Below are 25,056 nucleotides of genomic sequence, written 5' to 3' on the forward strand. Positions count from 1 at the left end.
CCGCGTCGCATCCCTTACATTACACACCACCCGCCGAGAAGCGAAATCGCGTGCGGATACGGCAGGATGCGGGTCTGCAGCCGGAATTTCTGAACGGCGCGGGCATCGCCTTCCGCCCCGCCCGCACCGCGCTGCGGCTGTTCGGCCGGCGGCTGCCGACCGCGCAGCGACCCCGGCTGAGCGGGAAGGGCTGAGCGGGTCAGGCGGAGCGGGCCGCCGCCGCGTGCACGGCGACCAGCCGGGCGGCGCGGATGGCGTCCCAGAGCGGGCGCAGCAACGTCTCCTGCGCGCCCATCGAGCCGGCCGAGGTCGGACGCGAGGCCGGTTCCCGCTGCGCCACGGTGAGAATCGCGGCGACGTGGTCGGCGGTGTCCAGGATTCGCCTGGCGCGCAGCGGGACCGAGGCCGGGTAGTCGTGCCTGGAGTAGTCGGCGAGCTCCGCCTCGATCAGCTCGCGCGGATCACCGGAGCCGCCGCCCATGGCGGTGGTGTGCAGCTGCTGCAGCGCGTCGGCGGCGTCCCGGACGGCCTCGCGCATGGCATACTCGGCCTCGCCGAGCGACATCTCCTGGCCGTGCTCCGGCCGGACCGGCGCGCTGTAGACGGTCCACTGCAGGGTGCCCTCGTCGGTCCAGTGCGGGATCAGCCCGGTGCCGTCGCCGCCCGGCACCCCGATCAGCAGCCCCTCCTCGGCCTCCAGCGCGTCCGCGGCGAATGCGGTGCCCGGCGGGAGGCCGCGCAGGTCACCGGGGACCGGGAGGACCAGCCGCATCCGGGCGCCCGGCTCGGCCATCGCCTCGCGGATCACCTTGAGCAGCGCCATGATTCCGGCGCCGGCGTTGCCGTGCGCGGACCAGGGCAGGTCGGTGCGGCCGCCGGTCACCGGGTCGCCCGCCGCGATGGTGTGCGTGGGCGACCAGGCCTGCAGCGCCTCCAGGACGTCGTCGGGTGCGCTGCAGCCGGCCAGCCAGGAGCCGGCCCAGACCGTCAGGGTGGCACTGGGGGAGCACATGACATTCGAGCATAGAGGCTGTCCGCGAGCGGCGGGCGACGTCGACGGCGGCACCGGCGCAACCGGATCAGCCCGGGTCACTCCGGTTCGGTGACGAAGTCGATCAGCCGCTCCACCGCGCCGATCAGCGGCGATTCCAGATCGCGGAAGCTGTTGACCCCGGCCTGCACGCGGCGCCAGCCGTCCTGTGGCGAACCCCACCGCAACCGGGTGCAGATGCCGGTCTTCCAGTCCTCGCCGCGCGGCACCCGCGGCCACTCCCGGATGCCGAGCGCGGACGGCTTCACCGCCTCCCACACGTCGACGTAGGGATGCCCCGTGACCAGCACGTACGGCCCGAGCCCCTGGGTCAGCCGGTCTTCCTTGGTTCCGGTGATCAGGTGGTCGACCAGCACCCCGACCCGGCGGCCTGGGCCGGGGGCGAACTCGGCGAGCCGGGCGGCGAGGTTGTCCAGCCCCTCCAAGTGCTCCACCACCACACCCTCGACCCGCAGGTCGTGCCCCCAGACCCGCTCCACCAGCGCCGCGTCGTGCACGCCCTCGACCCAGATCCGGCTGCCGCGCGCGACCCGGGCGCGCAGCCCGTCCACCCGGGTCGAGCCGGAGGCGGAGCGGGTCGCCGCGGCGGGCGGCGCCGCGGCCGGGCGGACCAGGGTGACCGGCTCGCCGTCGAGCAGGAACGCCGCCTCACGCAGCGCGAACAGCCGGACCGCGCCGCGCCGGTCCTCCAGCTTCACGAACTCGCCGTCGTAGCTGCGATCGAATCCGACGACGGCCCCGCAGAATCCGCTCGCCGCGTCCTCCACCACCAGATCGCGGTCCGCGGTGACCTCGGGCACCGCGCGCCGCCTGGCCCCGGCATGCCCGGAGAAGATGTCGCCGCCGTAGTTGTCGCGCCCACTCACGGCCCCGAAACTACTCCGCGGGGGGTCGGTTCCGGTCGCGCCGCGCGCTACCGCCCGGAACGTCGGTCCCGGCGGCTAGAGTTGGGGCGTGGCCGCAATCGTCTGGCTGGTCGCGGGAATCCTGCTCGCGGCGGCCGAGATCTTCACCGGGGAGCTGACCCTGCTCACGCTGGGGCTGGCCGCGCTCGGCACCGCGGGGGTGAGCGCGACGCTCGACACCTCGCTGGTGACCGACGCGCTGGTCTTCGCCGCGATCACGCTGGTGCTCTTCGCCGGCGTGCGCCCGGTGCTGCGCCGCAGGTTCGGCACGCCGCCGCCGATCGCCACCAATGTGGACGCGCTGCCCGGCAAGACCGCGCTCGTGCTGCAGCAGGTGGCCGAGCACGGCGGCCGGGTCAAGATCGACGGCGAGGTGTGGACCGCGCGCCCGCTGAATCCGGACGACACCTACGAAGAGGGTTCGAGCGTGTACGTGATGAAGATCGACGGCGCGACCGCCGTCGTCTGGAAGGGGCCGTAATGGCTGTACTGATCGTCGCCGCCGTCCTCGTCCTGCTGGTCGTGGTGGTGGTGTTCAAGTCGATCGCGCTGGTGCCGCAGGCCGAGGCCGCGGTCATCGAGCGGCTCGGCCGCTACTCGCGCACCGTCTCCGGGCAGCTGACCTTCCTGGTCCCGTTCGCGGACCGGGTGCGCGCCAAGGTCGACCTGCGCGAGCGGGTGGTCTCTTTCCCGCCGCAGCCGGTGATCACCCAGGACAACCTGACGCTGCAGATCGACTCGGTGGTGTACTTCCAGGTCACCAGCCCGCAGGCGGCGGTGTACGAGATCAGCAACTACATCGCGGCGGTCGAGCAGCTCACCGTCACCACGCTGCGCAACGTGGTCGGCGGGATGACCCTCGAGGAGACGCTGACCTCCCGCGACGAGATCAACAACCAGCTGCGCGGAGTGCTCGACGAGGCCACCGGCCGCTGGGGGCTCCGGGTCGCCCGGGTCGAGCTGAAGGCGATCGACCCGCCGCCGTCGATCCAGGAGTCGATGGAGAAGCAGATGAAGGCGGACCGCGAGAAGCGGGCGATGATCCTGACCGCGGAGGGCAACCGGGAATCGCAGATCAAGACCGCCGAGGGCGCCAAGCAGGCGCAGATCCTGGCCGCCGAGGGTGGCAAGCAGTCCAATATCCTGTCCGCCGAGGGCGAGCGGCAGAGCCGCATCCTGCGCGCCCAGGGCGAGCGCGCCGCCGCCTACCTGCAGGCGCAGGGCCAGGCCAAGGCGATCGAGAAGGTGTTCGCCGCGATCAAGTCCGGGAAGCCGACCCCGGAGCTGCTCGCCTACCAGTACATGCAGACGCTGCCGCTGGTCGCCAAGGGCGACGCGAACAAGGTGTGGCTGGTTCCGAGCGATTTCGGCAAGGCGCTGGAGGGCTTCGCGAAGAGCTTCGGCAACCAGGGCGACGACGGCGTGTTCCGCTACGAGCCGCCCACCGCCGACGTCGCGCAGAGCCGCCCCGAAGACGGTGACGACGAGGTGGCCGACTGGTTCGACACCGCGCCCGACCCGGCCATCGCGCAGGCGGTGCGCGCCGCGGAGGAGACCGCGCGCACCCCGGTGGACACCGGTCCGGCCGGGGTGCCCCGGCGCGAGCCCTCGCCGCACCGGCCGGTGCTCTCGCCCGCGCAGCAGCAACAGCAGGAGCCGCCCGCCGAGGAGCAGCCGCGCCCCGCGCCCCGCGCGGACGACCCGCACGGCAAGCCGTGGCAGCCGCCCGGCACCTTCCAGTAGCCGTCCGAGCCGGGGCGAGACCGAGCGGTCTCGCCCCGTTTCAACTGTCGCCGCGGTGACGCGGAGGGGAACATCCGTCTGCGCGATTGACGAACGGGCACAGCGGGTTCTCTAATGGTCGGCGGCGCACGTCGCGTCCACCCCCTGGAGCTCGTGCGCGGAAGTCGGGTGCGCTCCGGGAATCCTCGCTCCCGCATCGGAAGGGCTCGCCATGACCACGATCCACCCGACTGCCGAGAAGTGCCCGCGCGCAATCGTTCTCCGCGCGGCAGCAGCAGTCTCGCACGGAGGGTAGGGCGCCGTGGCCGTTTCCGCCTTCTCTCCCGTCCGCTTCGACACCGAGGTCCTGCAGCAGCACTGGATCCCGCTGCCCGCGGGCGATCACGACACCGCCGCCGTGCTCCGCGAACGCCTCGGCGTCGACTTCGCCGAGGCGGGCGAGCGGATCTGGGCCACCGAGGACTTCCTCTACGTCCCGGTCGCGCTCGACTACCTGCGCGCGGGCCGGGTGGAGCACGGCAGCGTGGTGTTCGCGCTCGGGCGCGAGTTCCTGGTGACGCTGCAGCCGCGGGAGCACTTCCCGCCGTTCGACGCCGCCATCGTCGAGATGCGCAGGCGCGCGGAGCTGACCGCGTCCCCGCAGGGTGTCATGTACACGCTGCTCTGGGCCCTGAACGACGCCGCCGAGCAGGTGATCGAGCACGGCGGCGCGCTGCTCGACGCGCTGCGCGACGACATCGACGGCCCCGGCGGGGTGCACTACGGCAGGGAGATCGCCCCCACCGCGGTGCGCGAGCTCATGGGCCGGATCGGCGCCGCCGAGGAGACGCTCTCCCGGGCCCGCCGCTCCCAGGTGCGGCTGGCCCGCGCCGCCAGGCACCTGCGGGCCGAGGCCACCGGCCGCGGCGCCGGGCTGCGGCCGCTGCTGGACGACCTGCTCGACGATGTCGACGGGGTCGCGCAGCAGGCCGGGTTCGAGCACGACCGGGTCGGCTACCTGCAGCAGTCGCTGCGCACCAGGCTCGACGCCGAGCACACCAGGATCGTCAAGGCGTCGGCGGTGCTCTCCGCGGTGCTGCTGCCGCCGATCCTGATCGCCGCGCTCTACGGTATCGACGCGAGCTGGATGCCGGAGCTCTCCTGGGAGCACGTGGTGCTCGCGACCGTCCCGCTCAGCATGCTCGCGGTGGCCGTCGCGCTCGCGATCGTGGCGCGCCGCAACCGCTGACCTACGAGGCGGCTGCGGGAACACGCCGTATAGCCGGATTCCGGCGTGGCGGGCAGCCGATTCGGGCAAGCTGAACGGGATCTGTTCGGCCGGTCGGCGGGGGTGGTGCGCGGTGTCGCGTGAGTTCGGACCCGAGGAACTACCGGAGCCCGCGCAGGTGGGCGAGCCGGTGCAGGATGCCTACTCGCGCGCGGTCGGCGCGGTCACCGACACCGTGCTTCCCGCCGTCGCCGGGCTCGCCACCCGACGCTCGGCGGGGTCGGCGGTGGTCTTCACCGACGACGGGCACCTGCTCACCAGCGCGCACCTGATCGGCCCCGCGGAGAGCGCCGACGTGCGCTTCGCCGACGGCACCGTCGCCGTCGCCGACGTGATCGGCAGCGACCCGCTCAGCGACCTCGCGGTGCTGCGCACCCGCGGCGGCGGTCCTGCCCCCGCCCGGCTCGGCGACGCCGACACCCTGACCCTCGGCAGGCTGGTGGTGGCGCTGGCCGACCCGGCGGGGCCCGGCGGCGCGGTGAGCGCGGGCGTGGTCGGTGCCGTCGACCGCGCCGTCCCGGTGCTCTCCCGGCGGGCCGGGCGGCTGGTGGAGCAGGTGCTGCACACCGACGTGCGCGGCGAACCGCACGCCGCGGGCGGGCCGCTCGCCGACACCGCGGGCCGGGTGACCGGTGTGCTCACCGGGGCCGCCGGGATCGGCGGGCTCGCGGTGCCGATCGGCCCGGTCGCCCGCCGGATACTCGATACCCTGCTCGCCGATGGGCGGGTGCGCCGCGCCTACCTCGGTGTCGTGGTCGCGGCCGCGCCGGTGCCGCCCGACCTGCGGCCGGTCGCCGGGCAGGCGGCCGGGGCACGGGTCACCGCGGTGGTGCGCGGCGGCCCCGCCGACCGGGCCGGGATCCAGCGCGGCGACCTGCTGCTGCGCGCGGGCGACGCGGTGCTCACCGGGGCGCGGGAGCTGCAGCGGCTGCTCTTCGCCGAGGCGATCGAGGTCACGCTGGCGGTGACGCTGCTGCGCGCGGGCGCGCCGGTCACCGTGGACGCCACCCCGCAGGAGTGGCTGCCCGCCTGATCCGATCGCGGTGCCCCGGAGGCTTTTCCGGTGGTAGCTGCCGGTGCCGAGCTGGTACCCAACGCGATTCCGGCGGATCGACCCCCGCGTGCGCCCGGGATCGCATTCCGGTGTGGGAAGGGCGAATCGATGGCTCGGAACGAATACCCGCGATCGGGCCGGGAGCTCCCCGCGCACCTCGGCGAGACCGGCAGCACCGTCGCATGACCGCGGTCGGGCCGCGCGGCGCCGGCGTGTACGAATCGGTGGACGCCGCCATCGGCAACACTCCGCTGGTCCGGCTGAACCGGGTCACCGAGGGCATCACCGCCACCGTCTCCGTCGAGCTGGAGTACCTGAATCCCGGCGGCAGCGTGAAGGACCGGGCCGCGCGCGGCATGATCGACGCCGCCGAGGCCGCAGGCGCGCTCCGGCCCGGCGGCGTCGTGGTGGAGGCGACCTCGGGCAACACCGGCATCGGGCTGGTCGCCATCGCGGCGGCGCGCGGCTACCGGACCATCGTCGTGGTGCCGGACAAGTCGAGCCGGGAGAAGGTCGCGCTGCTGCGCGCCTACGGCGCCGCGGTGCACGTGGCGCCGGTCGGGCTGCCGGTCGGCCACCCCGAGCACATCCGCAGCATCGCCCTGAATCGGCCGCTGCCGCGCTGGAACGGGCGGGCGACGGCCCGGTGCTGCTGGTGCACGAGGGCCGGGCGGTGGCGGTGCTCGGTGCGGCGGAGCTCGCGCGGCTGCGTGCGGGGTGAGGATTCGCGGCGCTGATCGGCTGAGGCGGCACGGCGCCCGGGTCGGCTTCCCGCTGACCGCGTTGGCGGCGTTCCCGTCACGACCGCGCCGTCCCGCTCCGGGGCTACCGACCCTTCCCGGCGATCCCTCGCGGTTCCGGCAGCGGTGCGGCGCTGCTCGGGTGCGAGCCCGCGCTGACCGGATCGCCCGCCGCAGTGCCTGCGCCCGGTTTCCGGGACTCGGCCCCCGCCGCCGATTCCGCTCCGTCCCGGCCGGACTCGTCCACCGGCTGCCAGCGGCTGTCGAGCACCAGCCCGGCGACGCCCATGAGCAGGCATGCGACCGACACCGCGATCATCTCCGGCGACGTCCCGCTGACCAGCGCGTCCGCCAGGATCACGGTCGCGGCGGTGCCGGGCAGCGAACCGAGCACCGTCGCGATCAGGTACGGGCCGAAGCGGATGGAGGAGAGCGCGCAGCAGTAGTTCACCACCGAGAACGGCGCGAACGAGATCATCCGCAGCGACCACACCGCCAGCCAGCCGCGGCGGCGCAGCCGCTCGTCCACCGCGCGCACCGCGGGGTGCGTGAGCCGTGCCGCCACCCGGCGCCCGTCCAGCCTGCGCACCAGCAGCAGCGCCAGCGCGGCGCTCACCGTGGTGGCGGCCAGCGCGACGGTGAGCCCGAGCCCGACCCCGAAGAGCACCCCGCAGCTCACCGTGAGCACCGTCCGCGGCACCGGCGCGATGGTGACCAGCGCGTAGATCGCGAAGAAGACCAGCGGGAACACCGGGCCCACCGAGTCCGCCCACTCCTGCACCCGGGCCGGCCCGGGCAGCGGCGCGAGCACCGCGGCCGCGCAGACCACGAGCACCGCGGCGAGCAGCGCCAGGGCGCGGGGGGAGCGGATGAGCTGGATCACCCCGGCGAGGTTACCGGTTGGTAGTGCCGGGCCTCGGTCGGCGGCCGGGAGGCGGCCGCTAGCATCGAAGTGACGACAGACGAATCCTCGTTAACCGGTATGCCCACTGACCTGGGCAGACATCCGGTTCGGGGCGGTGCACGCGCGGTGCCGTTCCGGCGAGGGGAGAGAGAAGAGCAGCGATGCCGATTGCTTCAGATCCGGCCACCGAGCCGGTGCCGGAGTACGCCGCGTGGCGCAAGGGTGTGGCGGGGGTGCTGGCGAAGGCGCGCAAGGTCGACGCCGCCGAGCTGCCGGACGAGCCGGAGACGCTGCTGACCGAGACCACCTACGACGGTCTCGCGGTCGCCCCGCTCTACACCCGGCGCGACGAGCGTCCGGAACCGCCACTGCCGGGAACGTTCCCGTTCGTCCGCGGCGTCGACGCCCACCGCGACGTGCACCGCGGCTGGTTCGTCTCGGGCCGCGTCACCGACGCCGACCCCGCCGCCGCCAACCGCCGGATCCTGGCCGGGCTGGAGAACGGGCTCTCCGCGCTCTGGCTCGGCGTCGGTGAGCGCGGCGTGCCGGTGGCCGAGCTCGGCACCGCGCTGAACGGCCTGCTCTTCGATCTGGCCCCGATCACCCTCGACGCGGGCGCCGAGGTCGGTGCCGCGTCCGAGGCGCTGTTCGCGGCGCTGGACGGCTACCGGGCCGCTGACCGCACCGCCATCCGGGTCGCGCTGGCCGCCTCCCCGCTCACCGACGAGTTCGCCGGCATCGCCGGGGGCACCCTGGACGAGGCCGTCGCGCTGGCCCGCACCGCCGCCGCCCGCACCGAGACCGTGCGCGCGATCACCGTGGACGGCACCGCCTTCCACGACGCGGGCGCCTCCGAGGCGCAGGAGCTCGGCGCCGCGGTCGCCGCCGGGCTGGAGTACCTGCGCGCGCTCACCGCCGCGGGCACCGACATCGCGGACGCGCTCGGGCAGCTGGAGTTCCGGCTCGCCGCCACCGACGACCAGTTCGCCACCATCGCCAAGTTCCGCGCGGGCCGCACGCTCTGGGCCCGGGTCGCGCACGTCAGCGGCGCCCCCGATTTCGGCGGCGCGCCGCAGCACGCGGTCACCTCCGCGGCCATGATGGCGCAGCGCGACCCCTGGGTGAACCTGCTGCGCACCACCCTCGCCGCCTTCGGCGCGGGCGTCGGCGGCGCGGACACCGTCACCGTGCTTCCCTTCGACTCCGCGCTGCCCGCGGGCGAACTCGGCGTCTCGCAGAACTTCGCCGACCGGATGGCGCGCAACACCCAGCTGCTGCTGCTCGAGGAGTCGCACCTGGGCCACGTGCACGACCCCGGCGCCGGTTCCTGGTACATCGAGGACCACACCGCGAAGCTGGCCGAGGCCGCCTGGGCGTTCATGCGCGAGATCGAGGCCGCGGGCGGGTACCGGGCGGCGCTGGCCGCCGGGCTGCTCGCCGAGCGGATCGGCGCCACCGGGGCCGCCCGCGAGGCCGACGTCGCGCACCGGCGCTTCGCCGTGACCGGCGTGAACGAGTTCCCGAACCTCGCCGAGGCCGCGCTCTCCGAGCAGGCCCGCGAGCCCGGGCGGGTGGCCCGCTACGGCGCCGCCTTCGAGGCGCTGCGCGACCGCTCCGACGTGTACCTGGCCGCCAACGGCGCCCGGCCGCAGGCGCTGCTGGTGCCGCTCGGCCGGGTCGCCGAGCACAATGTCCGGGTGACCTTCATCGCGAACCTGCTGGCCTCCGGCGGGATCGAGTCGGTGAACCCGGGGCCGCTCGAGGTCGACGGCATCGCCGCCGCCGCGACGGAGTCCGGCGCGCGCATCGCGGTGCTCTGCGGCTCGGACGCGCGCTACGCCGAGCAGGCGGGCGACGCGGTGCGGGCGCTCAGGTCGGCAGGCGTGCAGACGGTGCTGCTGGCCGGTGCGGCGAAAGCCGTTGCCGGGGTGGCGGATCAGCCCGACGGCTACCTGGCGGCGAAGATCGATGCGGTGGCGGCGCTGTCCGGCCTGCTGGAGAAGGTGGGAGCATGACGACCGGTGAGATCGAGCACGTGATCGGCAGCTTCGCCGACGTGCCGCTGCACGAGCACGCCCCCGAGCCCGCCGAGGTGGGTCCGGACGCGGTCTCGGCGTTCGTCGCGGAGGCCGCAGCTGCCACCAACTACGCCCCCGAGCAGCTGACCTGGGCCACCCCCGAGGGCATCGACGTCCCCCCGGTCTTCACCAAGGCCGACCGCGACGCCGTCGCCGCCGAGGGCTACCCGCTGGACAGCGTGCCCGGCGTGCAGCCCTTCCTGCGCGGCCCGTACCCGACCATGTACGTGAACCAGCCGTGGACCATCCGGCAGTACGCCGGCTTCTCCACCGCCGCCGACTCCAACGCCTTCTACCGGCGCAACCTGCAGTCCGGCCAGAAGGGGCTCTCGGTCGCCTTCGACCTGGCCACGCACCGCGGCTACGACTCCGACCACCCGCGGGTGCAGGGCGACGTCGGCATGGCAGGCGTGGCGATCGACTCGATCCTGGACATGCGCCAGCTCTTCGATCACATCCCGCTGGACCAGGTCTCGGTCTCGATGACCATGAACGGCGCGGTGCTGCCGATCCTGGCGCTCTACGTGGTGGCCGCCGAGGAGCAGGGCGTCGCGCCGGAGCAGCTGGCCGGAACCATTCAGAACGACATTCTGAAAGAGTTCATGGTCCGCAACACCTACATCTACCCGCCCAAGCCCTCGATGCGGATCATCTCCGACATCTTCGCCTTCACCAGCGCGAAGATGCCGAAGTTCAACTCGATCTCGATCTCCGGCTACCACATCCAGGAGGCCGGGGCCACCGCCGACCTGGAGCTGGCCTACACCCTCGCCGACGGCGTGGAGTACATCAGGGCCGGGATCGCGGCGGGCATGGAGGTCGACAAGTTCGCGCCCCGGCTCTCCTTCTTCTGGGCCATCGGCATGAACTTCTTCATGGAGGTCGCGAAGCTGCGCGCCGGGCGGCTGCTCTGGAGCGAGCTGGTCGCGAAGTTCGAGCCCAAGAGCGCGAAATCGCTGTCGCTGCGCACCCATTCGCAGACGTCGGGCTGGTCGCTCACCGCGCAGGACGCCTACAACAACGTCGCGCGCACCTGCATCGAGGCGATGGCGGCCACCCAGGGCCACACCCAGTCGCTGCACACCAACGCGCTCGACGAGGCGCTGGCGCTGCCCACCGACTTCTCCGCCCGGATCGCCCGCAACACCCAGCTGCTGATCCAGCAGGAGTCCAACACCACCCGGCCGATCGACCCGTGGGGCGGCTCGTACTACGTCGAGTGGCTCACCCACCAGCTCGCGAACCGCGCCCGCGCGCACATCGCCGAGGTGGAGGCGCACGGCGGCATGGCACAGGCCATCGGCGAGGGCATCCCGAAGCTGCGCATCGAGGAGGCCGCGGCCCGCACCCAGGCCCGCATCGACACCGGCCAGCAGCCGGTGATCGGCGTGAACAAGTACCAGGTCGAAGAGGACCAGCAGGTCGAGGTGCTCAAGGTCGAGAACTCGCGGGTGCGCGCCGAGCAGATCGAGAAGCTGCGCGCGCTGCGCGCCGAGCGGGATTCCGCCGCCGTCGAGCGCGCGCTGGCCGAACTCACCCGCGCCGCCGCCTCGTCCGAGGGCGGCATGGAGAACAACCTGCTGGCGCTGGCCATCGACGCCGCGCGCGCCAAGGCCACCGTCGGCGAGATCTCCGACGCGCTGGAGAAGGTCTACGGCAGGCACCAGGCCGAGATCAGGACGCTCTCCGGGGTGTACCGCGACGAAGCCGGAAAGGTCACCAACATCAGCAGTGCGATCGAGCTGGTCGAGGAGTTCGCGGAGGCCGAGGGCCGCCGCCCGCGCATCCTCGTCGCCAAGATGGGCCAGGACGGGCACGACCGCGGACAGAAGGTGATCGCCACCGCCTTCGCCGACCTCGGCTTCGACGTCGACGTGGGCCCGCTGTTCCAGACCCCGGAAGAGGTGGCGCGCCAGGCGGCCGACAACGATGTGCACGTGGTCGGGGTCTCCTCGCTGGCGGCGGGCCACCTCACGCTGGTGCCCGCGCTGCGGCAGGCACTGGCCGATGTCGGGCGTCCCGACATCATGGTCATCGTCGGCGGCGTCATCCCGCCCGGTGACTTCGACGAGCTCTACGAAGCGGGCGCCGCGGCGATCTTCCCGCCCGGCACCGTCATCGCCGACGCCGCGATCGACCTGCTGCGCAAGCTCGCCGCCGCGCTCGGCCACGAACTCGGCGGTGGCACCGCGGAATGAGCAAGCGCGTCATCGATGTCGACGCACTGGCAGGCGCGGTCCGCTCCGGTGAGCGGGCCGCGCTGGCGCGCGCCATCACCCTGGTCGAATCCACCCGCTCCGATCACCGGGACAGAGCGCAGGAGCTCCTGCTCCGGCTGACCCCCGAGGGTGAGGTCGCGGCCTCCAACCGGGTCGGCATCACCGGCGTGCCCGGCGTCGGCAAGTCGACCTTCATCGACGCGCTCGGCATGGACCTGATCCGCAAGGGGCACAAGGTCGCGGTATTGGCTGTCGATCCGTCGTCGACCCGCACCGGCGGCTCCATCCTCGGCGACAAGACCCGCATGGCCCGGCTCTCCCTGGAAGCCGACGCCTTCATCCGCCCCTCGCCGACCGCGGGCACCCTCGGCGGCGTCGCCAAGGCCACCCGCGAGACCATCGTCCTGCTCGAGGCCGCCGGCTACGACGTCATCCTGGTGGAGACCGTCGGCGTCGGCCAGTCCGAGGTGACCGTCGCCAACATGGTCGACGTCTTCTGCTTCCTCACCCTCGCCCGTACCGGCGACCAGCTCCAGGGCATCAAGAAGGGCGTGCTCGAGCTCGCCGACCTCGTCGCGGTGAACAAGGCCGACGGAAAGCACGAGATCGAGGCCAAAGCCGCCGCCCGCGAGCTCGCCGGTGCCCTGCGGCTCATCCACCCGCACGACGCGCTCTGGAAGCCGCCGGTGCTCACCATGAGCGGGCTGGAGGGGCTCGGGCTGGACAAGTTCTGGGACACCGTGCTCGAGCACCGGCGGGTGCTCACCGACGCGGGGGAGTTCGCCGAGAAGCGGCGGCGTCAGCAGGTCGACTGGACCTGGACCATGGTGCACGACCAGCTCCTCCGGCGGCTCGCCGAGAACCCGTCGGTCAAAGCGGTGCGCGGGGACGTCGAAAGGCAGGTGCGCGAGGGATCTCTCACCGCCGCGCTCGCCGCCGAACAACTCGTCCGGGCGTTCGACGGGGCGTAGCGCCCCGCCGAGCCCGGAGCTGAGCGCGGTTCGCCGCGTCGAACTCGGCGCGGCACTGCTCTGTGGAGGCATTGTTGGCGCGCGCCCAGTCGGCGATTCCTCGGCGCCACGGACCTCGTCGGGGGTACGCCGGGACGGCGGGGTCGCAAGGTGGCGGTTCCGCCGGACCGCGGCGTGCCGACGAGGTGGTCGCCGACCTTTCAGTCGCGCACAGCTCGGTCGATCCGGAAGAGCTCGGCACCGTTGTCGTGCAACACGTTCCGCACCCAGTCGGCACCGAGTTCCAAACGCTCCAGAACCTCGACGGCGTGCGCGTAGGGGTAGGGGATGTTCGGGAAATCGCTGCCGAACAGGATCCGATCGCCGAGGTCGCGGAGCCGCCCGTACTCGGAGCGCGGGAACGGCGCGTTCGCCTCGCTGAAGTCGGTCCAGACCATCGTGGTGTCCAGCCGGACATCGGAATACCGCTCGGCGAGATCGAGGAACTCGGTGTACTCCGGGGTGCCCATGTGCGCGATTATCAGCGGCAACCGGGGGAAACGGCGGAGGACGTCGGCGATCCGGGCGGGGCCGGTGAACTCCCCGGGGGCGGGGCCGGAGCCGCAGTGGATCACGACGGGCACGCGGGCGTCCGACAAGATGCCCCAGACGGGGTCGAGCAGCGGGTCGTCGGGGGCGAAGGCACCGACCTGGACGTGCACCTTGAAGACCCGGGCTCCGGCCTCGACAGCCTCGGCCACATAGGCTTTCGCCTCGGGCTCGGGGTAGCAGGTGGCGGTGTGCAGGCAGTCGGGGGTGGCGGCGGCGAACCCGGCGGTCCAGGCATTGAGCCAGGCGGCCATCTCCGGCTTGTGCGGGTACACCAGCGAGGTGAAGGCGCGCACGCCGAACGAGCGCAGGGTGGCGAGCCGCTCCTCCTCGTCGGCCCGGTAGGCGATCGGCCACTCCTGCCCCGTCAGCGGCCCGACCTGGTCGAAATACGCCCATACCTTGCGCATGACGTTGTGCGGCATGAAGTGCGTGTGCACGTCCACGATGCCGGGAATGCCGAGGCGCTCGCGGAGCGCGGCGAGCTGGTCGACCTCGGTCACGATTCCTCCCCGTACACGGCCTGCGCGAAGTCGCCGACCCGCTCGATGAGCCGGATGAAGAACTCGGCCGGGTCGGTGCCGACCACGATGTCGGCGTTCGGTTCCCGGCCCCACATCCCGGTCCAGTCGGCGACGGTCGTTCCGCGGGTCAACGCCCCGTTCAGTTCGACGGCGACGGTGGCGGGACGGGTGACAGCGAGCGCGGGGTCGAGCGTGACGGCGGCGGCGAAGGGGTCGTGCATGTGCGCCAGGTAGCCGAGTTCGTAAGAGCGGTGGAAGTCGAAGTAGAAGCGGACGGCGTCGGTGACGTGCCGGACGATCGGGTTCGAGGTCGCACTGCGGAAGGTGATCGGATCGTCCGGACCGACGGTTTCGACCGGCGTGCTGCCCGCCCGTTCGGCGAGCCGGGTCAGGTGGAGCGGCAGCATCTCGATGCTCTCGGTGATGTCGAGCCCGCACACCAGCGGGCGCTGCGGTGCGCCGGAGAAGGCGTCGAAGACCTCGGCGGCGGCCTCCGGGTCGACGTGGATGTTCCACTCGGCGGTCGGGGTGGTGTTGCCGGGGTGGTTGAAGGCGCCGCCCATGATCACCAGGCGGCGCAGCAACCGGGGGAGCGCGGGTTCGGCGCGCAGCGCGAGCGCGAGGTTGGTGAGCGGGCCGGTGCAGAGGCCGGTGATCTCGCCGGGGTTCGCGCGCACGGTGTCCACCCAGAGCTCGGCGGCGCTGCGCGGGGAGAGTGTGCGGGTGGTCGGTGGCAGCTCGGCGTAGCCGACGCCGTGCGGGCCGTGCGTGTCCTCGGTGGTGCGCAGCGGGACCGCCAACGGTGCCGCGGCGCCCAGCGCTACCTCGATCTCCGGCGCGCGGCAGATGTCGAGCCAGGCCAGGTTGTTCGCTGCGACGCGGTCGGCCGCCACATTGCCCGCCGTGGACGCGATCCCCACGATCTCGGCCTCCGGCGCGGCGAGCAGGTAGAGCAGCGCCAGTGAGTCGTCGATACCGGTGTCGACGTCGAGCAGAATCCGCACGGGGCGAGCCTAGCGCCGTGGTCGTGCCCGCTGCCGCGGGCGCCGCCGCGCCGGAAACCGCCGGCGCGCGGACCGGCCGGGCTCGCCGAACCCTGCGTGCGTCGCCGCCGCGGCCCGGCCGCCGCCACCAGGGCGGCCGCGGTCACGTGCCCGTCGGGCGGCGGCTGTGGCTCAGCGCAGCGCGACCGCCCACTCCAGCGGCGACGACCCGTACTTCGGCGCCGGCCACGGGTACTCGGGGTACTCGGCGAAGGCGGGGCGCGCGGTGGTGGCGCCGCCGCCGGTGATGGTGAGCTCGGCGGCGGCCGGGGTGGCGGCCGGGTGCCGGGGCGTGCGGTCCGGCGCGGCGAGCAGCCAGGAGGCGGTGCGGGCCAGCGCGGCGCGCACGTCGCGGCCGGAGCCGTCGACGGTGCGCAGCGCGAGCGCGTCCAGCACGCCCGCGGCCAGCAGGTAGCCGGTGGCGTGGTCGAGGGCCTGCGCGGGCAGCGTGCCGGGCGCGACCTCGGCGCCCTCCAGCACCGCGATCCCGGCCGCCGCCTGCACGATGGAGTCGAAGCCGCGGCGCTGCCCCCACGGGCCGCTCTCGCCCCAGGCGCTCACCCTGGCGTGGATCAGCCCCGGCCGCACCGACGGGTCGATCCCGGCGAACTCCAGCGCGCCCGGCCGATACCCGGTGACCAGCACGTCGGCCTCGGCGAGCAGCTCGTGGAAGCGGTCGAGGTCGGTGATCAGATCGAGCAGCGCCGAGCGCTTGCCCTGGCAGGTGTCGGCGAACTGCAGCGGGATCTCCGGCAGTTTCGGCGGGTCGATGCGGAGCACGTCGGCACCGAGCAGCGCCAGCGCCCTCGTCGCGACCGGGCCCGCGATCACCCGGGTCAGATCCAGCACCCGCAGTCCGTGCAGCGGGCGCGCCGGGTCGGTGCCGAGCCCGACCCGGTCGCCGCCGATGTCGGTGCGGCGATCCATGGCGACCAGCGGCCCGCCGGCGGCGGCGCGCCCCTGCTCGCTCTGCGCCCACTCCTCCTCGGTGCGCACCCGGACCACGATGGCGCCGTGCTCGGCGGCCCGGTCCTCGAGGTCGCTCGCCCGGTTCATGGCCAGGTGGGTGACGGCGAGGTCGGTGCTCGCGTCGGCGGGCAGCCCGAGCGCGGAGAGCAGCGCGGCCCGGTGGTGCGGGTAGTTCGCGTGCGTGCGGATCCAGCCGTCGAAGGTCGGGAAGAAGCCGGAGAGGTCGCCGAAGGCACGCACCGGCTCGCCCGCCAGCCGCAGCACGTGATCGGAGGCGAAGGCGGTGCTCACCCGCGCCGGGTCGAGCTTGATCGGTGCGGCGGGCAGCCCGCGCACCGCGCGCAGGCGGTTGGCTGCGGCGGTCACGGCGGTCAGCGAGCCGGCCGCCAGCGTCCAGACCGGTAGCGTCGCGGCGAGGTGATTACCCGCCTCGACGGCCGCGGCGGCGCCGGAGGGTGCGATCCCGATCCCGGTCTCGTAGGCATGGACCAGCGGGTCGTGCGTGTTCACCGGCACGGAACCCCCCTCTGCGACGTGCTCGTGACTCACGAGGGCCCATCGTTCCACAGTGATCGGTGCCGTGTCGCGGTGGAGTGGGCCGTGTCTCGACCGCGAACCCCGGTGGGCGGGAAAGGTTCATCCCGGCTCCGCTCAGCCCTCGGCGAGCGCCGCGATGTGCTGGAGGACATCCGGGTAGCGCTGGGTGTGCGCGCCGCCGTCGAGCGCGATGTTCGAGCCGGTCATCCAGCCCGCCGCGGGCGAGGCGACGAAGGCGACCGCGGCCGCGATGTCCTCCGGGCTGCCCGCGCGGCCGAGCGGGGTGTTGGCCACGAAATCCTCGACCAGGCCGGGGACGAGCGCTGCCCCCTCGGTGAGCGGGGTCGGTACGAAACCGGGGGAGATGGCATTCACCCGGATGCCGCGCGGCCCGAGCTCCAGCGCCGCCACCTCGGTGAGCATGGCGACGCCCGCCTTGGCCGCGCAGTACGCGCCCATGGCGACGCCCGGCTGGGTGGCGTTCAGCGAGGCGATGAGCACGATCGAGCCGCCCGGCCGCAGCGCGGGCGCCGCGTGCTTGACCACGAGGAACGCGCCGGTCAGGCAGACGTCGACGGTGGCGCGCCAATCCTCGGCGGCCAGGTCGGTGAGGGCTCCCGGCCGGGAGATGCCCGCGCAGTCCACCACGGTGTCGATGCCCCCGTGCCGCTCGGAGACCGTTGTGATCAGCGCGCTGACGCTCGCCTCGTCGGTGACCTCGACCGGCAGCGCCTCGGCACCGAGCTCGGCCGCGTACTTCCGCGCGCCCTCCTCGTTGCGATCGGCGATCACCACGGTCTCGCCGTCGGCGTGCAGCCTGCGCACGGTGGCCAGCCCGATCCCGGACGCACCGCCGATCACGATGCTCACCCGCTGGGTCATCTCGTTCCCCGTTCTGTGTGGACAGTTTTCCGTACAGGTGTACAGCACGGGCTCGGCGGGCGCGCCGGAAACCGGCTCGCGCGCGCCGGGCACGGGCGGTTGGCATCGGCCCGACGGCGCGTCCCCACCCCGGACGCCGCCGCTCCGCTTCGCCTCCCGCGGCGCGCCCACGGCAGAGAGACCTGCCGCGACCAGACGGTGCGTTCGTTCCCGGGAGCGCTGTCCCGTACCTGTCCACCGCCGCGCGCGGTGTCCGGTGCCGTGCGCGCTCGCCCCCGGTACCGGAGCATTCCGAACGGAGTACCGATGAGCGCACCCGCCGATCAGGCGCGCCGCCACCAGATTCCTCTGCTCACCGGCGCGGAGGTGGTGGTCCGCGCGCTGGAGGAGCTGGGGGCCGAGATCGTCTTCGGCATGCCCGGCGGCGCGATCCTTCCGGTCTACGACCCGCTGCTGGAGTCGCGCCGGATCCGGCACGTGCTGGTCAGGCACGAGCAGGGCGCCGGGCATGCGGCCACCGGGTACGCGCAGGCGACCGGGCGGCCCGGCGTCTGCCCGGCGACCTCGGGGCCGGGCGCGACCAACCTGGTCACCGCGCTGGCCGACGCCAAGGCCGACTCGGTGCCGGTGGTCGCGATCACCGGCCAGGTGCCGCTGCCAGCGCTCGGCCGGGACTCGTTCCAGGAGACCGACATCCTCGGCATCACCGCCCCGATCACCAAGCACGGCGTGCTCGTCACCCGGCCCGGCGACATCGCCGCGGCCCTGGCCGAGGCCTTCCGCCTGGCCACCATCGGACGTCCCGGGGCGGTCCTGGTCGACATCCCCAAGGACGTGCTGCGCGCCAGCGCCCGCTATGCCGGGCTGCCGCGGCTCCGGCTACCCGACCACCGCCCGCCCGCCGCACCGGAACCCGCGCGGGTGCGGACCGCCGCCGAGCTGGTGACCGCGTCCCAGGCGCCGGTGCTCTACGTCGGCGGCGGCGTGATCAAGGCCGATGCCGCCGCCGAGCTGCGCGCCTTCGCCGAGCACACCGGGATCCCGGTGGTGACCACGCTGATGGCGCGCGGCGCCTTCCCTGACTCGCACCCGCTGCACCTCGGCATGCCCGGCATGCACGGCACCGTCGCGGCGGTGGCGGCGCTGCAACGCGCCGACCTGGTGCTCGCGGTCGGCGCCCGCTTCGACGACCGGGTGACCGGCGACCCGGACTCCTTCGCCCCGGGCGCCGCGGTGATCCACATCGACATCGACCCGGCGGAGATCGGCAAGATCCGCGCCGCCGAGGTGCCGATCGTGGCCGACGCCGGGGCGGCGCTCCGGGCGCTGCTCACCGCGCTGCCCGGCGCCGCCCCGGCGCGGGCCGCGTGGTGGCGGGCGCTGCACGGCTGGCGCCAGGACTTCCCGCTCGGCTTCGACCGCCCGCCCGGCGGCGCGCTCGCGCCCCAGCAGGTGATCCGCACGCTCGGCGAGATGGCCGGGCCGGAGGCGGTCTACTGCGCGGGGGTCGGGCAGCACCAGATGTGGGCCGCGCAGTTCCTCCGCTTCGAGCACCCGCGCAGCTGGCTCAACTCCGGCGGCATGGGCACCATGGGGTACGCGATCCCGGCCGCGCTCGGCGCCAAGCTGGGCCGCCCCGAGGCCGAGGTCTGGGCGATCGACGGCGACGGCTGCTTCCAGATGACCTTCCGTGAGCTGGCCACCGCCGCCGTCGAGCGGGTGCCGATCAAGGTCGCGATCATCGACAACGGCCACCTCGGCATGATCAGGCAGTGGCAGACGCTCTTCTACGACGAGCGCTACTCGCAGAGCGACCTCACCACGCACACCCGCCGGATCCCGGATTTCGCCGCGCTCGCCGAGGCGCTCGGCTGCGCCGGGCTGCGCTGCGCGCGCGAGGCGGAGCTGGAAGACACCATCCGGGAGGCGCGGGCGATCCGGGACCGGCCGGTGATGGTGGACTTCGTGGTCGCGCCGGACGCCCAGGTCTGGCCGATGATCGAGGCGGGCGGCGGCAACGACCGGATCATGGCGGCACGAACCTGCGACCGCTCTTCGACGACGGCGAGGATGTCGGGGCGGTCGTGTAGCTTCGGCCCGGTGACCCTCGAGCCGACCGCGTGGCTGCGGATTCTGCGGGCCGAGCCCGCGGCGGCCCGCACCCTGGTGTGCTTCCCTCCCGGTGGCGGCTCCGCCTCCGCCTACCGGGAGCTGGCGGCCGCGCTGGCGCCGGGCACCACGGTGGCCGCGGTGCAGTACCCGGGCAGGCAGGACCGCTTCGGCGAGCCGCTGGCCGAGAGCATCGCCGCCATGGCCGACGCCGTCACCGAGGATCTGATCCGGCTGCCGACCGAGCCGGGGTTGGCGCTGTTCGGGCACAGCATGGGCGCCACGGTCGCCTTCGAGACCGCGCGCAGGCTGAGCGCGGCCGGGCGCGGGCCGACGGTGCTCATCGTCTCCGGCAGGCCCGACCCACGCTACGTGGAACCCGGCGCGCTGCACGAGGCTCCCGATTCGGCGCTGATCGCCGACCTGGAGCGGCTCGCCGACGACCCGGGGTCGGTGGCCGTGCTGCGCGCGGATCCCGGCCTGGCCGAGCTGGTCCTGCCCGCGGTGCGCGCCGACTACCGAGCCGTCGAGACCTACCGCTTCGAGCCCGGCGAGCCACTGCGCTGCCCGGTGGTCGCCCTGGTCTCCGACGCCGACCCGACCACAACCCCCGAGCAGGCCGACGGCTGGCGCGAGCACACCTCCGGGCCGTTCGAGCGGCTCCTCTTCCCCGGCGGGCACTTCTACCTGGACGCCGCGGTGGCCGAGGTGGCGGCCGCAATCTCCGCCCGGCTGCGCTGATCGGCCCGGAGCGCGGGCGCGAAGGACGCCGCCGTCGCAACGAGCGAGGCCGGCGCGCACAGCAGGACCGCGCGCCCGAAAGGGTGACCGCACGCAGCGGCGGCTCCACCACTCCGCCGGGCACCTGGCCAACCGGCTGCCAGGCAGCACGGGGGCGCGGCCTGCGCGGATCGGAGCATCCGATGAAGCTCGGCGGGGACCGCGCGCGCCCACCAGGATCGCGCTCGCGGTGATCGTCACCGGGGGATGAGCCAGATCGCCAGCCCGAACCCGCACAGTGCGATCACCCAGCGCAGCGGCCGCGCGGGCAGCACCTGCACCACCGCCGGGCCGCACCAGCCGCCGGCGAACGCCCCGACCGCCATCGCGGACGCCGCTACCCAGTTCACCGGTCCGAACAGCGCGAAACCCAGCGCCGCCATCAGATTCGCGATTCCGAGCAGGTAGCTCTTCATGATGCTCGCCCGCCAGATGTCGGAGGCGGTGGCGACCAGCACCAGCGCCAGGATCATCACCCCGGCTCCCGCGCCGAAGTAGCCGCCGTAGATCGCGATCAGCACGATACCGATCGGGTAGGCGCGCGGGAACGTCCGGTCACCGGCCAGCTCGCGCAGCTTCGGTTGCAGCAGCAGGCTCAGCGAGGCCGCCACGATCAGGAACGGGACGGCGATCTCGAAGGCGGCGGCCGGGGTGCAGAGCAGCAGCCCCGCGCCGATCGCGCCGCCCACCGCCGCGCAGATCGCGTAGCGGATCAGCGTGCGCTTGTCCTCCTGCAGTGCTGAGCCGGAGTTGGCCGTCGAGCCGACGCCGACCGCCACCATGGCGACGGTATTGGTGACATTCGCGGCGACCGGCGGGAGTCCGGCGGCGAGCAGCGCGGGGTAGGAGACCAGCGAGGCGATGCCGGTGACGTAGCCGATCAGCCCGGCGAAGAACCCGGCGACCACCACCAGCCCGATGGTGAGCAGACTCAACGGGTTCGTTCCCGGCGCAGGATCATTTCCGGAGCCTATCGACGCTCCACCGAGCTCCCGGACCGCCCGGTCCGCTGTTGTGGACTACCTCACGCGGTGGCGACCGGCTGCACCCGCCTGCGTAGCACCACGACCCCGACCCACGAGCCGAGCACCAGCGCCGCCACGCCGACCTGCACCAGCGTGAGCGCGCTCTCCGGATAGAGCACCCCGGTGATGTAGTGCGCGATGAACCCGCTGCCCGGCAGGGGCGCCTCCCCGCCCCGCTCCCTCGCGTAACTCTCCAGCGCGGTCAGCGGGCAGTCGTAGCCGAGCAGAATCCCGCCGAATCCCCAGGCCACCGCCGCGATGTGCAACCAGATCGTGCGCGGCCAGCGGCAAGCCAGGAACCCGCCCACCACGACGTACGCCACGAAGGCGTAGTGCACGACCATCGTGGCGTCGGCAACCAGTCGATACCACATGGTTCGAGCGTACGCGTGGTGTTCGCGCTCGCCATGAGCATTTCTACGTGTCGATGGTCGAGGGCAGCGTGGTGCCGTCGGCGGTCGTGACGACATCGCCCTCCCACGCGTCGCCGTGTATCGGCCCCTTCGGATCGGCGCCGTCGGCAGGCGACAGGAGTTCGCGTTCCGCAGCGGCTTCCTGGCCGGGCTTCGCGACGCGGACGACGATCGTGGAGGACGGCAACCGATAGATCGTGTTCTCCGCCGGCTTGATCGGCTCGAGGTCGGAGGCATTCGACCCACCGCCGAACACGCCGCGTGGGCGACGGCCGCGAGGAATTCGTGGGTCACCCGGCCGCCTGCGCGAGGTCAGTTCCCGCGCGGCGGGCGAAGGTCCGCAACTCGTGCACATCCTCGGTACTGCAACGGCACTCGGTTGGGGTGGTACCTCGGTATCGGATCGAGGTACCACCGGAGAGTGATGCGCTCGCGGACGGGGCGTTCGTAGCCTGACCCGCATGTCCACAGTCTCCAGGATCGCCGCGGTGATCGCTCTCGCCGGAGCCGTCGCAGGCGCCGGAATCGTGCTCGGCTCAGCAGGGTACGCGCCCGCGCAGACCCTGCAGCGGGTAGCGGTGATCGGTCTCGGCGGCACCATCGCCGGTACTTCCGACCGGCGCACGGATTTCGAAACCTATCGGCCCGGCACCCTCCCGATCGCCGAGCTCGTCGACTCCCTCCGTCCCGAGATCGGCGATCTCGCGATGCTGTCGACCGAGGATTTCGGGCAGAAGGGGTCCGGCGACTACACCGTGGACGACCTCTACGATCTGGCGCGGCTGGTCGAACGCCGTCTCGACGATCACGACTCCGCTGTCATCAGCACAGGTTCGGCCACCATGGAGGAACTGAGCTACTTCCTCGACCTGACCGTCCGCAGCACGAAACCGGTCGTGGTGACCGGCGCGATGCGCCCCTGGTCCGCGCTCGGAAGCGACGGTCCGGCCAACCTGTACAACGCGATTCGCCTGGCGGCGAGCAACCGGACCACCTGTTTCGGCACGGTCGTCACCCTCAACGATCAGATCTTCCCGGCTCGCGACGCCACGAAGACCGATTCGGCGCGGGTGCACACCTTCACCACCCGCGAATACGGCGACCTCGGCACCATCGACCAAGCGGGTATCCGCCTGCAACGCGCCCCGGCCCGCGTCCGGCACTGCGCCGATCCCGCCCACTGGGCCACGCCGTTCGACCTGACCACGATGGACGGCGACGCCCTACCCCGCGTCGATATCGCCCACAGCTATCTCGGTGCTCCCGCCGAGCCCATCACCGCGGCCGTCGCGGCGGGCGCCGCGGGCATCGTCTTCGCGGGCACTCCCGCACCCGACCAAGCGGCCGCTGCGATGGCGACCGAAGGCGTCGCTTTGGTCGCCACCAACGCCTACGGCTCCGGCGCGGTCACCGTCGACCCGAAGATCGGCGTCGTCAGCGGTGGCGACCTCGCCCCCAAGAAGGCGCGGGTACTGCTCCTGCTGATCCTGGCCAGGACTGCCGACCACGACCAGATCGCGGCCTGGTTCCACGAGTACGGCAACCAACAGTTCTGAGCGCCTCCGGGAGTGGATTTCCTACGGACAGGTGGTGACGGCTCGGTGTTGTTCGAGCTGGTCGATCCCGCGCTCGACAGCGTTGCGGTCGCGGTAGATCACCGGGTCGCATGCCGGTGGCCGGCTCCGGCCCTGCCCCGGTTGCGGCGGTGACGCAATTGGTCGGCCGGGGCTCGGGATCGTGGCCGCGATGCCGTGGCGGCGTAGCCAGGCCCGGTTGGCGCGGGAGGAGTAGGCCTTGTCGGCCAGCACCCGCTCCGGTCGCTGCCGAGCCCGCCCCGGACCACGGCGTGGCACCGCGGTCGCGTCCAGCGCGAGCGGCAGATGCGGGCTGTCACCGGCCTGGCCCGCGCTGAGCAGGATCGCCAATGGCTCGAGTCCTTGTTCGCAGGCCAGTGCAGTTTCGTGGTCCACCCGCCCCGTGATCGGCCGAGCCCGTGATCGGCGGGCTCACCGGCAGCGCCGGGGCGGGCGCCTGCTGCGTGCTGGTGGGTGCGCACGATGGTGGAGTCCACGCTGACCCGCCAGCGGATCGAACCGGCCGCGTCGGCATAGACCTGCAGCATCGTCGTCCCCTCTCAGGGCATGGCTTCCCAGCCGCTCCACGGCCGCCGACCGCGACGGCCGCGCAGGGAATCCACGCGCAGCTGAGCCTGGGGGGCTCGCCGGCTGTCCCGTCCCGCAGCCTGCACCGCCATACAGGTCATGCGCATCTCCCGAATATCGCGGAGCAGCGGGAACCCGGGCCAGGTCTCGACATCGTGACCGTACGCCTGAGCGAACCCGGCATACTGCTCCTGGGTGATCCAACCGAATGAGCTGCGTTTGATGGCGGTAGAGGTCAGATCCCATTCCGGTGGGCCGACGGACGTGCGTTCCAGGTCGAGGAAGAGCGTGGTGCCGTTGGTGGTCGTGACAACATTGCCTTCCCATGCGTCGCCGTGTATTGGCCCCCATCGCATGCCGTCTATTCGATCTGCCCACCGTTCTCGAAGTTCCGCGAGGTGGCCGCGAAGCCATCGGCGGTCCTCGGGACTCGTTGTAAACGCGGCGTCGATTCGTTGGTCGAGCCGGACGAAGGGGTCGATGTCGGTCAAGAACTCCGCCGGCTCGAGTTCGTGGAGTTTGCGCAGTGCGTGCGCGATCTCGGGGGCGGTGGCGCTGCGGTGTTCGGGTAGCTCTTTCCAGAAGGTGACCGGGTGATCGCTCAGTGTGACGAAAGTGGTTGTGAGATCGGCCGGTTCGACAGCCGGAACTCCGGATCGGCGCAACCAGCCGGCGATCAGGATTTCGCGTTCCGCAGCGGCTTCCTGGCCGGGCTTCGCGATGCGGACGATGATCGCGGAGGACGGCAACCGATAGATCGCGTTCTCCGCGACTTTGATCGGCTCGAGGTCGGAGGCATGCAACCCCACGGCCGAACACGCCGTGCGGGCGACGGCCTTCAGAGAATCGTGGATCACCTGGTCGCCAGCGCGAGCTCCACTCCCGCCCGGCGTGCCGAGGTCGGCAACTCGTGCGCATTCTCGACGGCGCGCATCGACCGCGCTGACCTCGGTTCGGGCGCGTGCTGTTGCACCCGGCGGTGAGGCGATGCGACTACTGTGACTGCGGCCGCGGTCCGCAGGAGTTCGTTGCGGTTCACCTCGCCGAGGGTAGATGTATTCGGGCGATCGTGCGGACCGTTTGCAACGGACG

At 72.9% G+C, this 25,056-nt stretch carries 23 protein-coding genes and 1 pseudogene; 12 read left to right on the forward strand and 12 right to left on the reverse strand.

Annotation, left to right across the window (positions count from 1 at the left end; translation table 11 throughout):
* Positions 1 to 194: hypothetical protein (locus ACFO0B_RS23495; protein WP_378614728.1), on the forward strand; the 194-nt coding region annotated here is incomplete at its 5' end.
* 5 nt (positions 195 to 199) lie between these two features.
* Here ACFO0B_RS23495 and ACFO0B_RS23500 read toward each other — a convergent pair.
* On the reverse strand, positions 200 to 1,012 hold the full coding sequence (locus ACFO0B_RS23500) for a hypothetical protein (protein ID WP_378614729.1): 813 nt from the start codon (positions 1,010 to 1,012) through the stop codon (positions 200 to 202).
* 77 nt (positions 1,013 to 1,089) lie between these two features.
* Positions 1,090 to 1,917 (reverse strand): DUF3097 domain-containing protein, encoded by an 828-nt coding sequence (locus ACFO0B_RS23505; protein WP_378614730.1) that lies wholly within the window; start codon positions 1,915 to 1,917, stop codon positions 1,090 to 1,092.
* Positions 1,918 to 2,005: 88 nt separating this feature from the next.
* Between ACFO0B_RS23505 and ACFO0B_RS23510 the strand changes: the two genes are divergently transcribed.
* The 5 genes from ACFO0B_RS23510 (at position 2,006) to ACFO0B_RS23530 (ending at position 6,757) form a co-directional block, all read left to right on the forward strand.
* Positions 2,006 to 2,437, forward strand: coding sequence for an NfeD family protein (locus tag ACFO0B_RS23510; RefSeq protein WP_378614731.1), 432 nt, complete (start codon positions 2,006 to 2,008; stop codon positions 2,435 to 2,437).
* Positions 2,437 to 3,699, forward strand: coding sequence for an SPFH domain-containing protein (locus tag ACFO0B_RS23515; protein ID WP_378614732.1), 1,263 nt, complete (start codon positions 2,437 to 2,439; stop codon positions 3,697 to 3,699). Before ACFO0B_RS23510 ends, ACFO0B_RS23515 begins: the two co-directional genes overlap by 1 nt.
* Positions 3,700 to 4,000: 301 nt before the next feature.
* Entirely contained in the window at positions 4,001 to 4,927 is a 927-nt protein-coding gene (locus ACFO0B_RS23520) for a CorA family divalent cation transporter (protein ID WP_378614733.1), read from the forward strand.
* A 112-nt stretch (positions 4,928 to 5,039) separates the two neighbouring features.
* Entirely contained in the window at positions 5,040 to 5,999 is a 960-nt protein-coding gene (locus ACFO0B_RS23525; RefSeq protein WP_378614734.1) for a S1C family serine protease, read from the forward strand.
* A 203-nt stretch (positions 6,000 to 6,202) separates the two neighbouring features.
* Positions 6,203 to 6,757, forward strand: coding sequence for a pyridoxal-phosphate dependent enzyme (locus tag ACFO0B_RS23530; protein WP_378614735.1), 555 nt, complete (start codon positions 6,203 to 6,205; stop codon positions 6,755 to 6,757).
* Positions 6,758 to 6,845: 88 nt separating this feature from the next.
* Here ACFO0B_RS23530 and ACFO0B_RS23535 read toward each other — a convergent pair whose 3' ends face one another.
* Positions 6,846 to 7,643 carry a TVP38/TMEM64 family protein gene (locus ACFO0B_RS23535; protein WP_378614736.1) on the reverse strand — a complete coding sequence of 266 codons (798 nt, stop codon included), beginning with the start codon at positions 7,641 to 7,643 and terminating at the stop codon, positions 6,846 to 6,848.
* 182 nt (positions 7,644 to 7,825) lie between these two features.
* On the opposite strand from ACFO0B_RS23535, the gene ACFO0B_RS23540 reads away from it, so the two are divergent.
* From ACFO0B_RS23540 to meaB, 3 genes are read left to right on the forward strand one after another with little or no spacing between them, the layout of a single operon-like run.
* On the forward strand, positions 7,826 to 9,679 hold the full coding sequence (locus ACFO0B_RS23540) for a methylmalonyl-CoA mutase family protein (RefSeq protein WP_378614737.1): 1,854 nt from the start codon (positions 7,826 to 7,828) through the stop codon (positions 9,677 to 9,679).
* On the forward strand, positions 9,676 to 11,940 hold the full coding sequence (gene scpA / locus ACFO0B_RS23545) for a methylmalonyl-CoA mutase (protein ID WP_378614738.1): 2,265 nt from the start codon (positions 9,676 to 9,678) through the stop codon (positions 11,938 to 11,940). Before ACFO0B_RS23540 ends, scpA begins: the two co-directional genes overlap by 4 nt.
* A complete protein-coding gene (meaB, locus tag ACFO0B_RS23550; RefSeq protein ID WP_378614739.1) occupies positions 11,937 to 12,932 on the forward strand; it encodes a methylmalonyl Co-A mutase-associated GTPase MeaB in 996 nt (331 codons plus the stop codon). The genes scpA and meaB overlap by 4 nt, the downstream gene beginning before the upstream one ends.
* A gap of 200 nt (positions 12,933 to 13,132) precedes the next feature.
* Here the strand turns inward: meaB and ACFO0B_RS23555 are convergent, their stop codons facing one another.
* The 4 genes from ACFO0B_RS23555 to ACFO0B_RS23570 form a co-directional block, all read right to left on the reverse strand.
* Entirely contained in the window at positions 13,133 to 14,023 is an 891-nt protein-coding gene (locus tag ACFO0B_RS23555) for an amidohydrolase family protein (protein WP_378614740.1), read from the reverse strand.
* Positions 14,020 to 15,048, reverse strand: coding sequence for a nucleoside hydrolase (locus tag ACFO0B_RS23560; RefSeq protein ID WP_378614741.1), 1,029 nt, complete (start codon positions 15,046 to 15,048; stop codon positions 14,020 to 14,022). The genes ACFO0B_RS23555 and ACFO0B_RS23560 overlap by 4 nt, the downstream gene beginning before the upstream one ends.
* A 171-nt stretch (positions 15,049 to 15,219) precedes the next feature.
* Complete coding sequence (locus tag ACFO0B_RS23565) at positions 15,220 to 16,566, reverse strand: CoA transferase (RefSeq protein ID WP_378615281.1); 1,347 nt, start codon at positions 16,564 to 16,566, stop codon at positions 15,220 to 15,222.
* A gap of 141 nt (positions 16,567 to 16,707) precedes the next feature.
* Positions 16,708 to 17,475, reverse strand: coding sequence for an SDR family NAD(P)-dependent oxidoreductase (locus ACFO0B_RS23570; RefSeq protein WP_378614742.1), 768 nt, complete (start codon positions 17,473 to 17,475; stop codon positions 16,708 to 16,710).
* Between the two features lie 306 nt (positions 17,476 to 17,781).
* Here ACFO0B_RS23570 and ACFO0B_RS23575 point away from each other — a divergent pair.
* Both ACFO0B_RS23575 and ACFO0B_RS23580 read left to right on the forward strand, forming a co-directional pair.
* Positions 17,782 to 19,565 (forward strand): annotated as a pseudogene (locus ACFO0B_RS23575) (acetolactate synthase large subunit).
* The gene (locus ACFO0B_RS23580; protein WP_378614743.1) at positions 19,546 to 20,325 is read left to right on the forward strand and encodes a thioesterase II family protein; all 780 of its coding nucleotides are present in this window, start codon (positions 19,546 to 19,548) and stop codon (positions 20,323 to 20,325) included. The pseudogene ACFO0B_RS23575 and the gene ACFO0B_RS23580 overlap by 20 nt, the downstream one beginning before the upstream one ends.
* A gap of 236 nt (positions 20,326 to 20,561) precedes the next feature.
* Here ACFO0B_RS23580 and ACFO0B_RS23585 read toward each other — a convergent pair whose 3' ends face one another.
* The 3 genes from ACFO0B_RS23585 to ACFO0B_RS23595 form a co-directional block, all read right to left on the reverse strand.
* On the reverse strand, positions 20,562 to 21,299 hold the full coding sequence (locus tag ACFO0B_RS23585; RefSeq protein ID WP_378614744.1) for a sulfite exporter TauE/SafE family protein: 738 nt from the start codon (positions 21,297 to 21,299) through the stop codon (positions 20,562 to 20,564).
* 89 nt (positions 21,300 to 21,388) lie between these two features.
* Positions 21,389 to 21,763 carry a DUF2784 domain-containing protein gene (locus ACFO0B_RS23590; protein WP_378614745.1) on the reverse strand — a complete coding sequence of 125 codons (375 nt, stop codon included), beginning with the start codon at positions 21,761 to 21,763 and terminating at the stop codon, positions 21,389 to 21,391.
* 43 nt (positions 21,764 to 21,806) lie between these two features.
* Complete coding sequence (locus ACFO0B_RS23595) at positions 21,807 to 22,058, reverse strand: hypothetical protein (protein ID WP_378614746.1); 252 nt, start codon at positions 22,056 to 22,058, stop codon at positions 21,807 to 21,809.
* Between the two features lie 205 nt (positions 22,059 to 22,263).
* On the opposite strand from ACFO0B_RS23595, the gene ACFO0B_RS23600 reads away from it, so the two are divergent.
* Entirely contained in the window at positions 22,264 to 23,358 is a 1,095-nt protein-coding gene (locus ACFO0B_RS23600) for an asparaginase (protein ID WP_378614747.1), read from the forward strand.
* A gap of 21 nt (positions 23,359 to 23,379) precedes the next feature.
* Here the strand turns inward: ACFO0B_RS23600 and ACFO0B_RS23605 are convergent, their stop codons facing one another.
* Positions 23,380 to 23,772, reverse strand: a complete 393-nt coding sequence (locus ACFO0B_RS23605; RefSeq protein ID WP_378614748.1) for a transposase — start codon at positions 23,770 to 23,772, stop codon at positions 23,380 to 23,382.
* A 164-nt stretch (positions 23,773 to 23,936) separates the two neighbouring features.
* Positions 23,937 to 24,821, reverse strand: a complete 885-nt coding sequence (locus ACFO0B_RS23610) for a phosphotransferase (RefSeq protein WP_378614749.1) — start codon at positions 24,819 to 24,821, stop codon at positions 23,937 to 23,939.
* Positions 24,822 to 25,056 lie beyond the last annotated feature (235 nt).

Source organism: Nocardia jiangsuensis, from assembly GCF_042650385.1.
Classification (GTDB): Bacteria; Actinomycetota; Actinomycetes; order Mycobacteriales; family Mycobacteriaceae; genus Nocardia; species Nocardia jiangsuensis.

Coding starts and splice junctions, on each gene's coding strand:
- ACFO0B_RS23500 (WP_378614729.1), bottom strand. CDS start 1,012: ATGTGCTCCCCCAGTGCCACCCTGACGGTCTGGGCCGGCTCCTGGCTG.
- ACFO0B_RS23515 (WP_378614732.1), top strand. CDS start 2,437: ATGGCTGTACTGATCGTCGCCGCCGTCCTCGTCCTGCTGGTCGTGGTG.
- ACFO0B_RS23530 (WP_378614735.1), top strand. CDS start 6,203: ATGACCGCGGTCGGGCCGCGCGGCGCCGGCGTGTACGAATCGGTGGAC.
- ACFO0B_RS23540 (WP_378614737.1), top strand. CDS start 7,826: ATGCCGATTGCTTCAGATCCGGCCACCGAGCCGGTGCCGGAGTACGCC.
- scpA (WP_378614738.1), top strand. CDS start 9,676: ATGACGACCGGTGAGATCGAGCACGTGATCGGCAGCTTCGCCGACGTG.
- meaB (WP_378614739.1), top strand. CDS start 11,937: ATGAGCAAGCGCGTCATCGATGTCGACGCACTGGCAGGCGCGGTCCGC.
- ACFO0B_RS23570 (WP_378614742.1), bottom strand. CDS start 17,475: ATGACCCAGCGGGTGAGCATCGTGATCGGCGGTGCGTCCGGGATCGGG.
- ACFO0B_RS23580 (WP_378614743.1), top strand. CDS start 19,546: ATGTCGGGGCGGTCGTGTAGCTTCGGCCCGGTGACCCTCGAGCCGACC.
- ACFO0B_RS23590 (WP_378614745.1), bottom strand. CDS start 21,763: ATGTGGTATCGACTGGTTGCCGACGCCACGATGGTCGTGCACTACGCC.
- ACFO0B_RS23600 (WP_378614747.1), top strand. CDS start 22,264: ATGTCCACAGTCTCCAGGATCGCCGCGGTGATCGCTCTCGCCGGAGCC.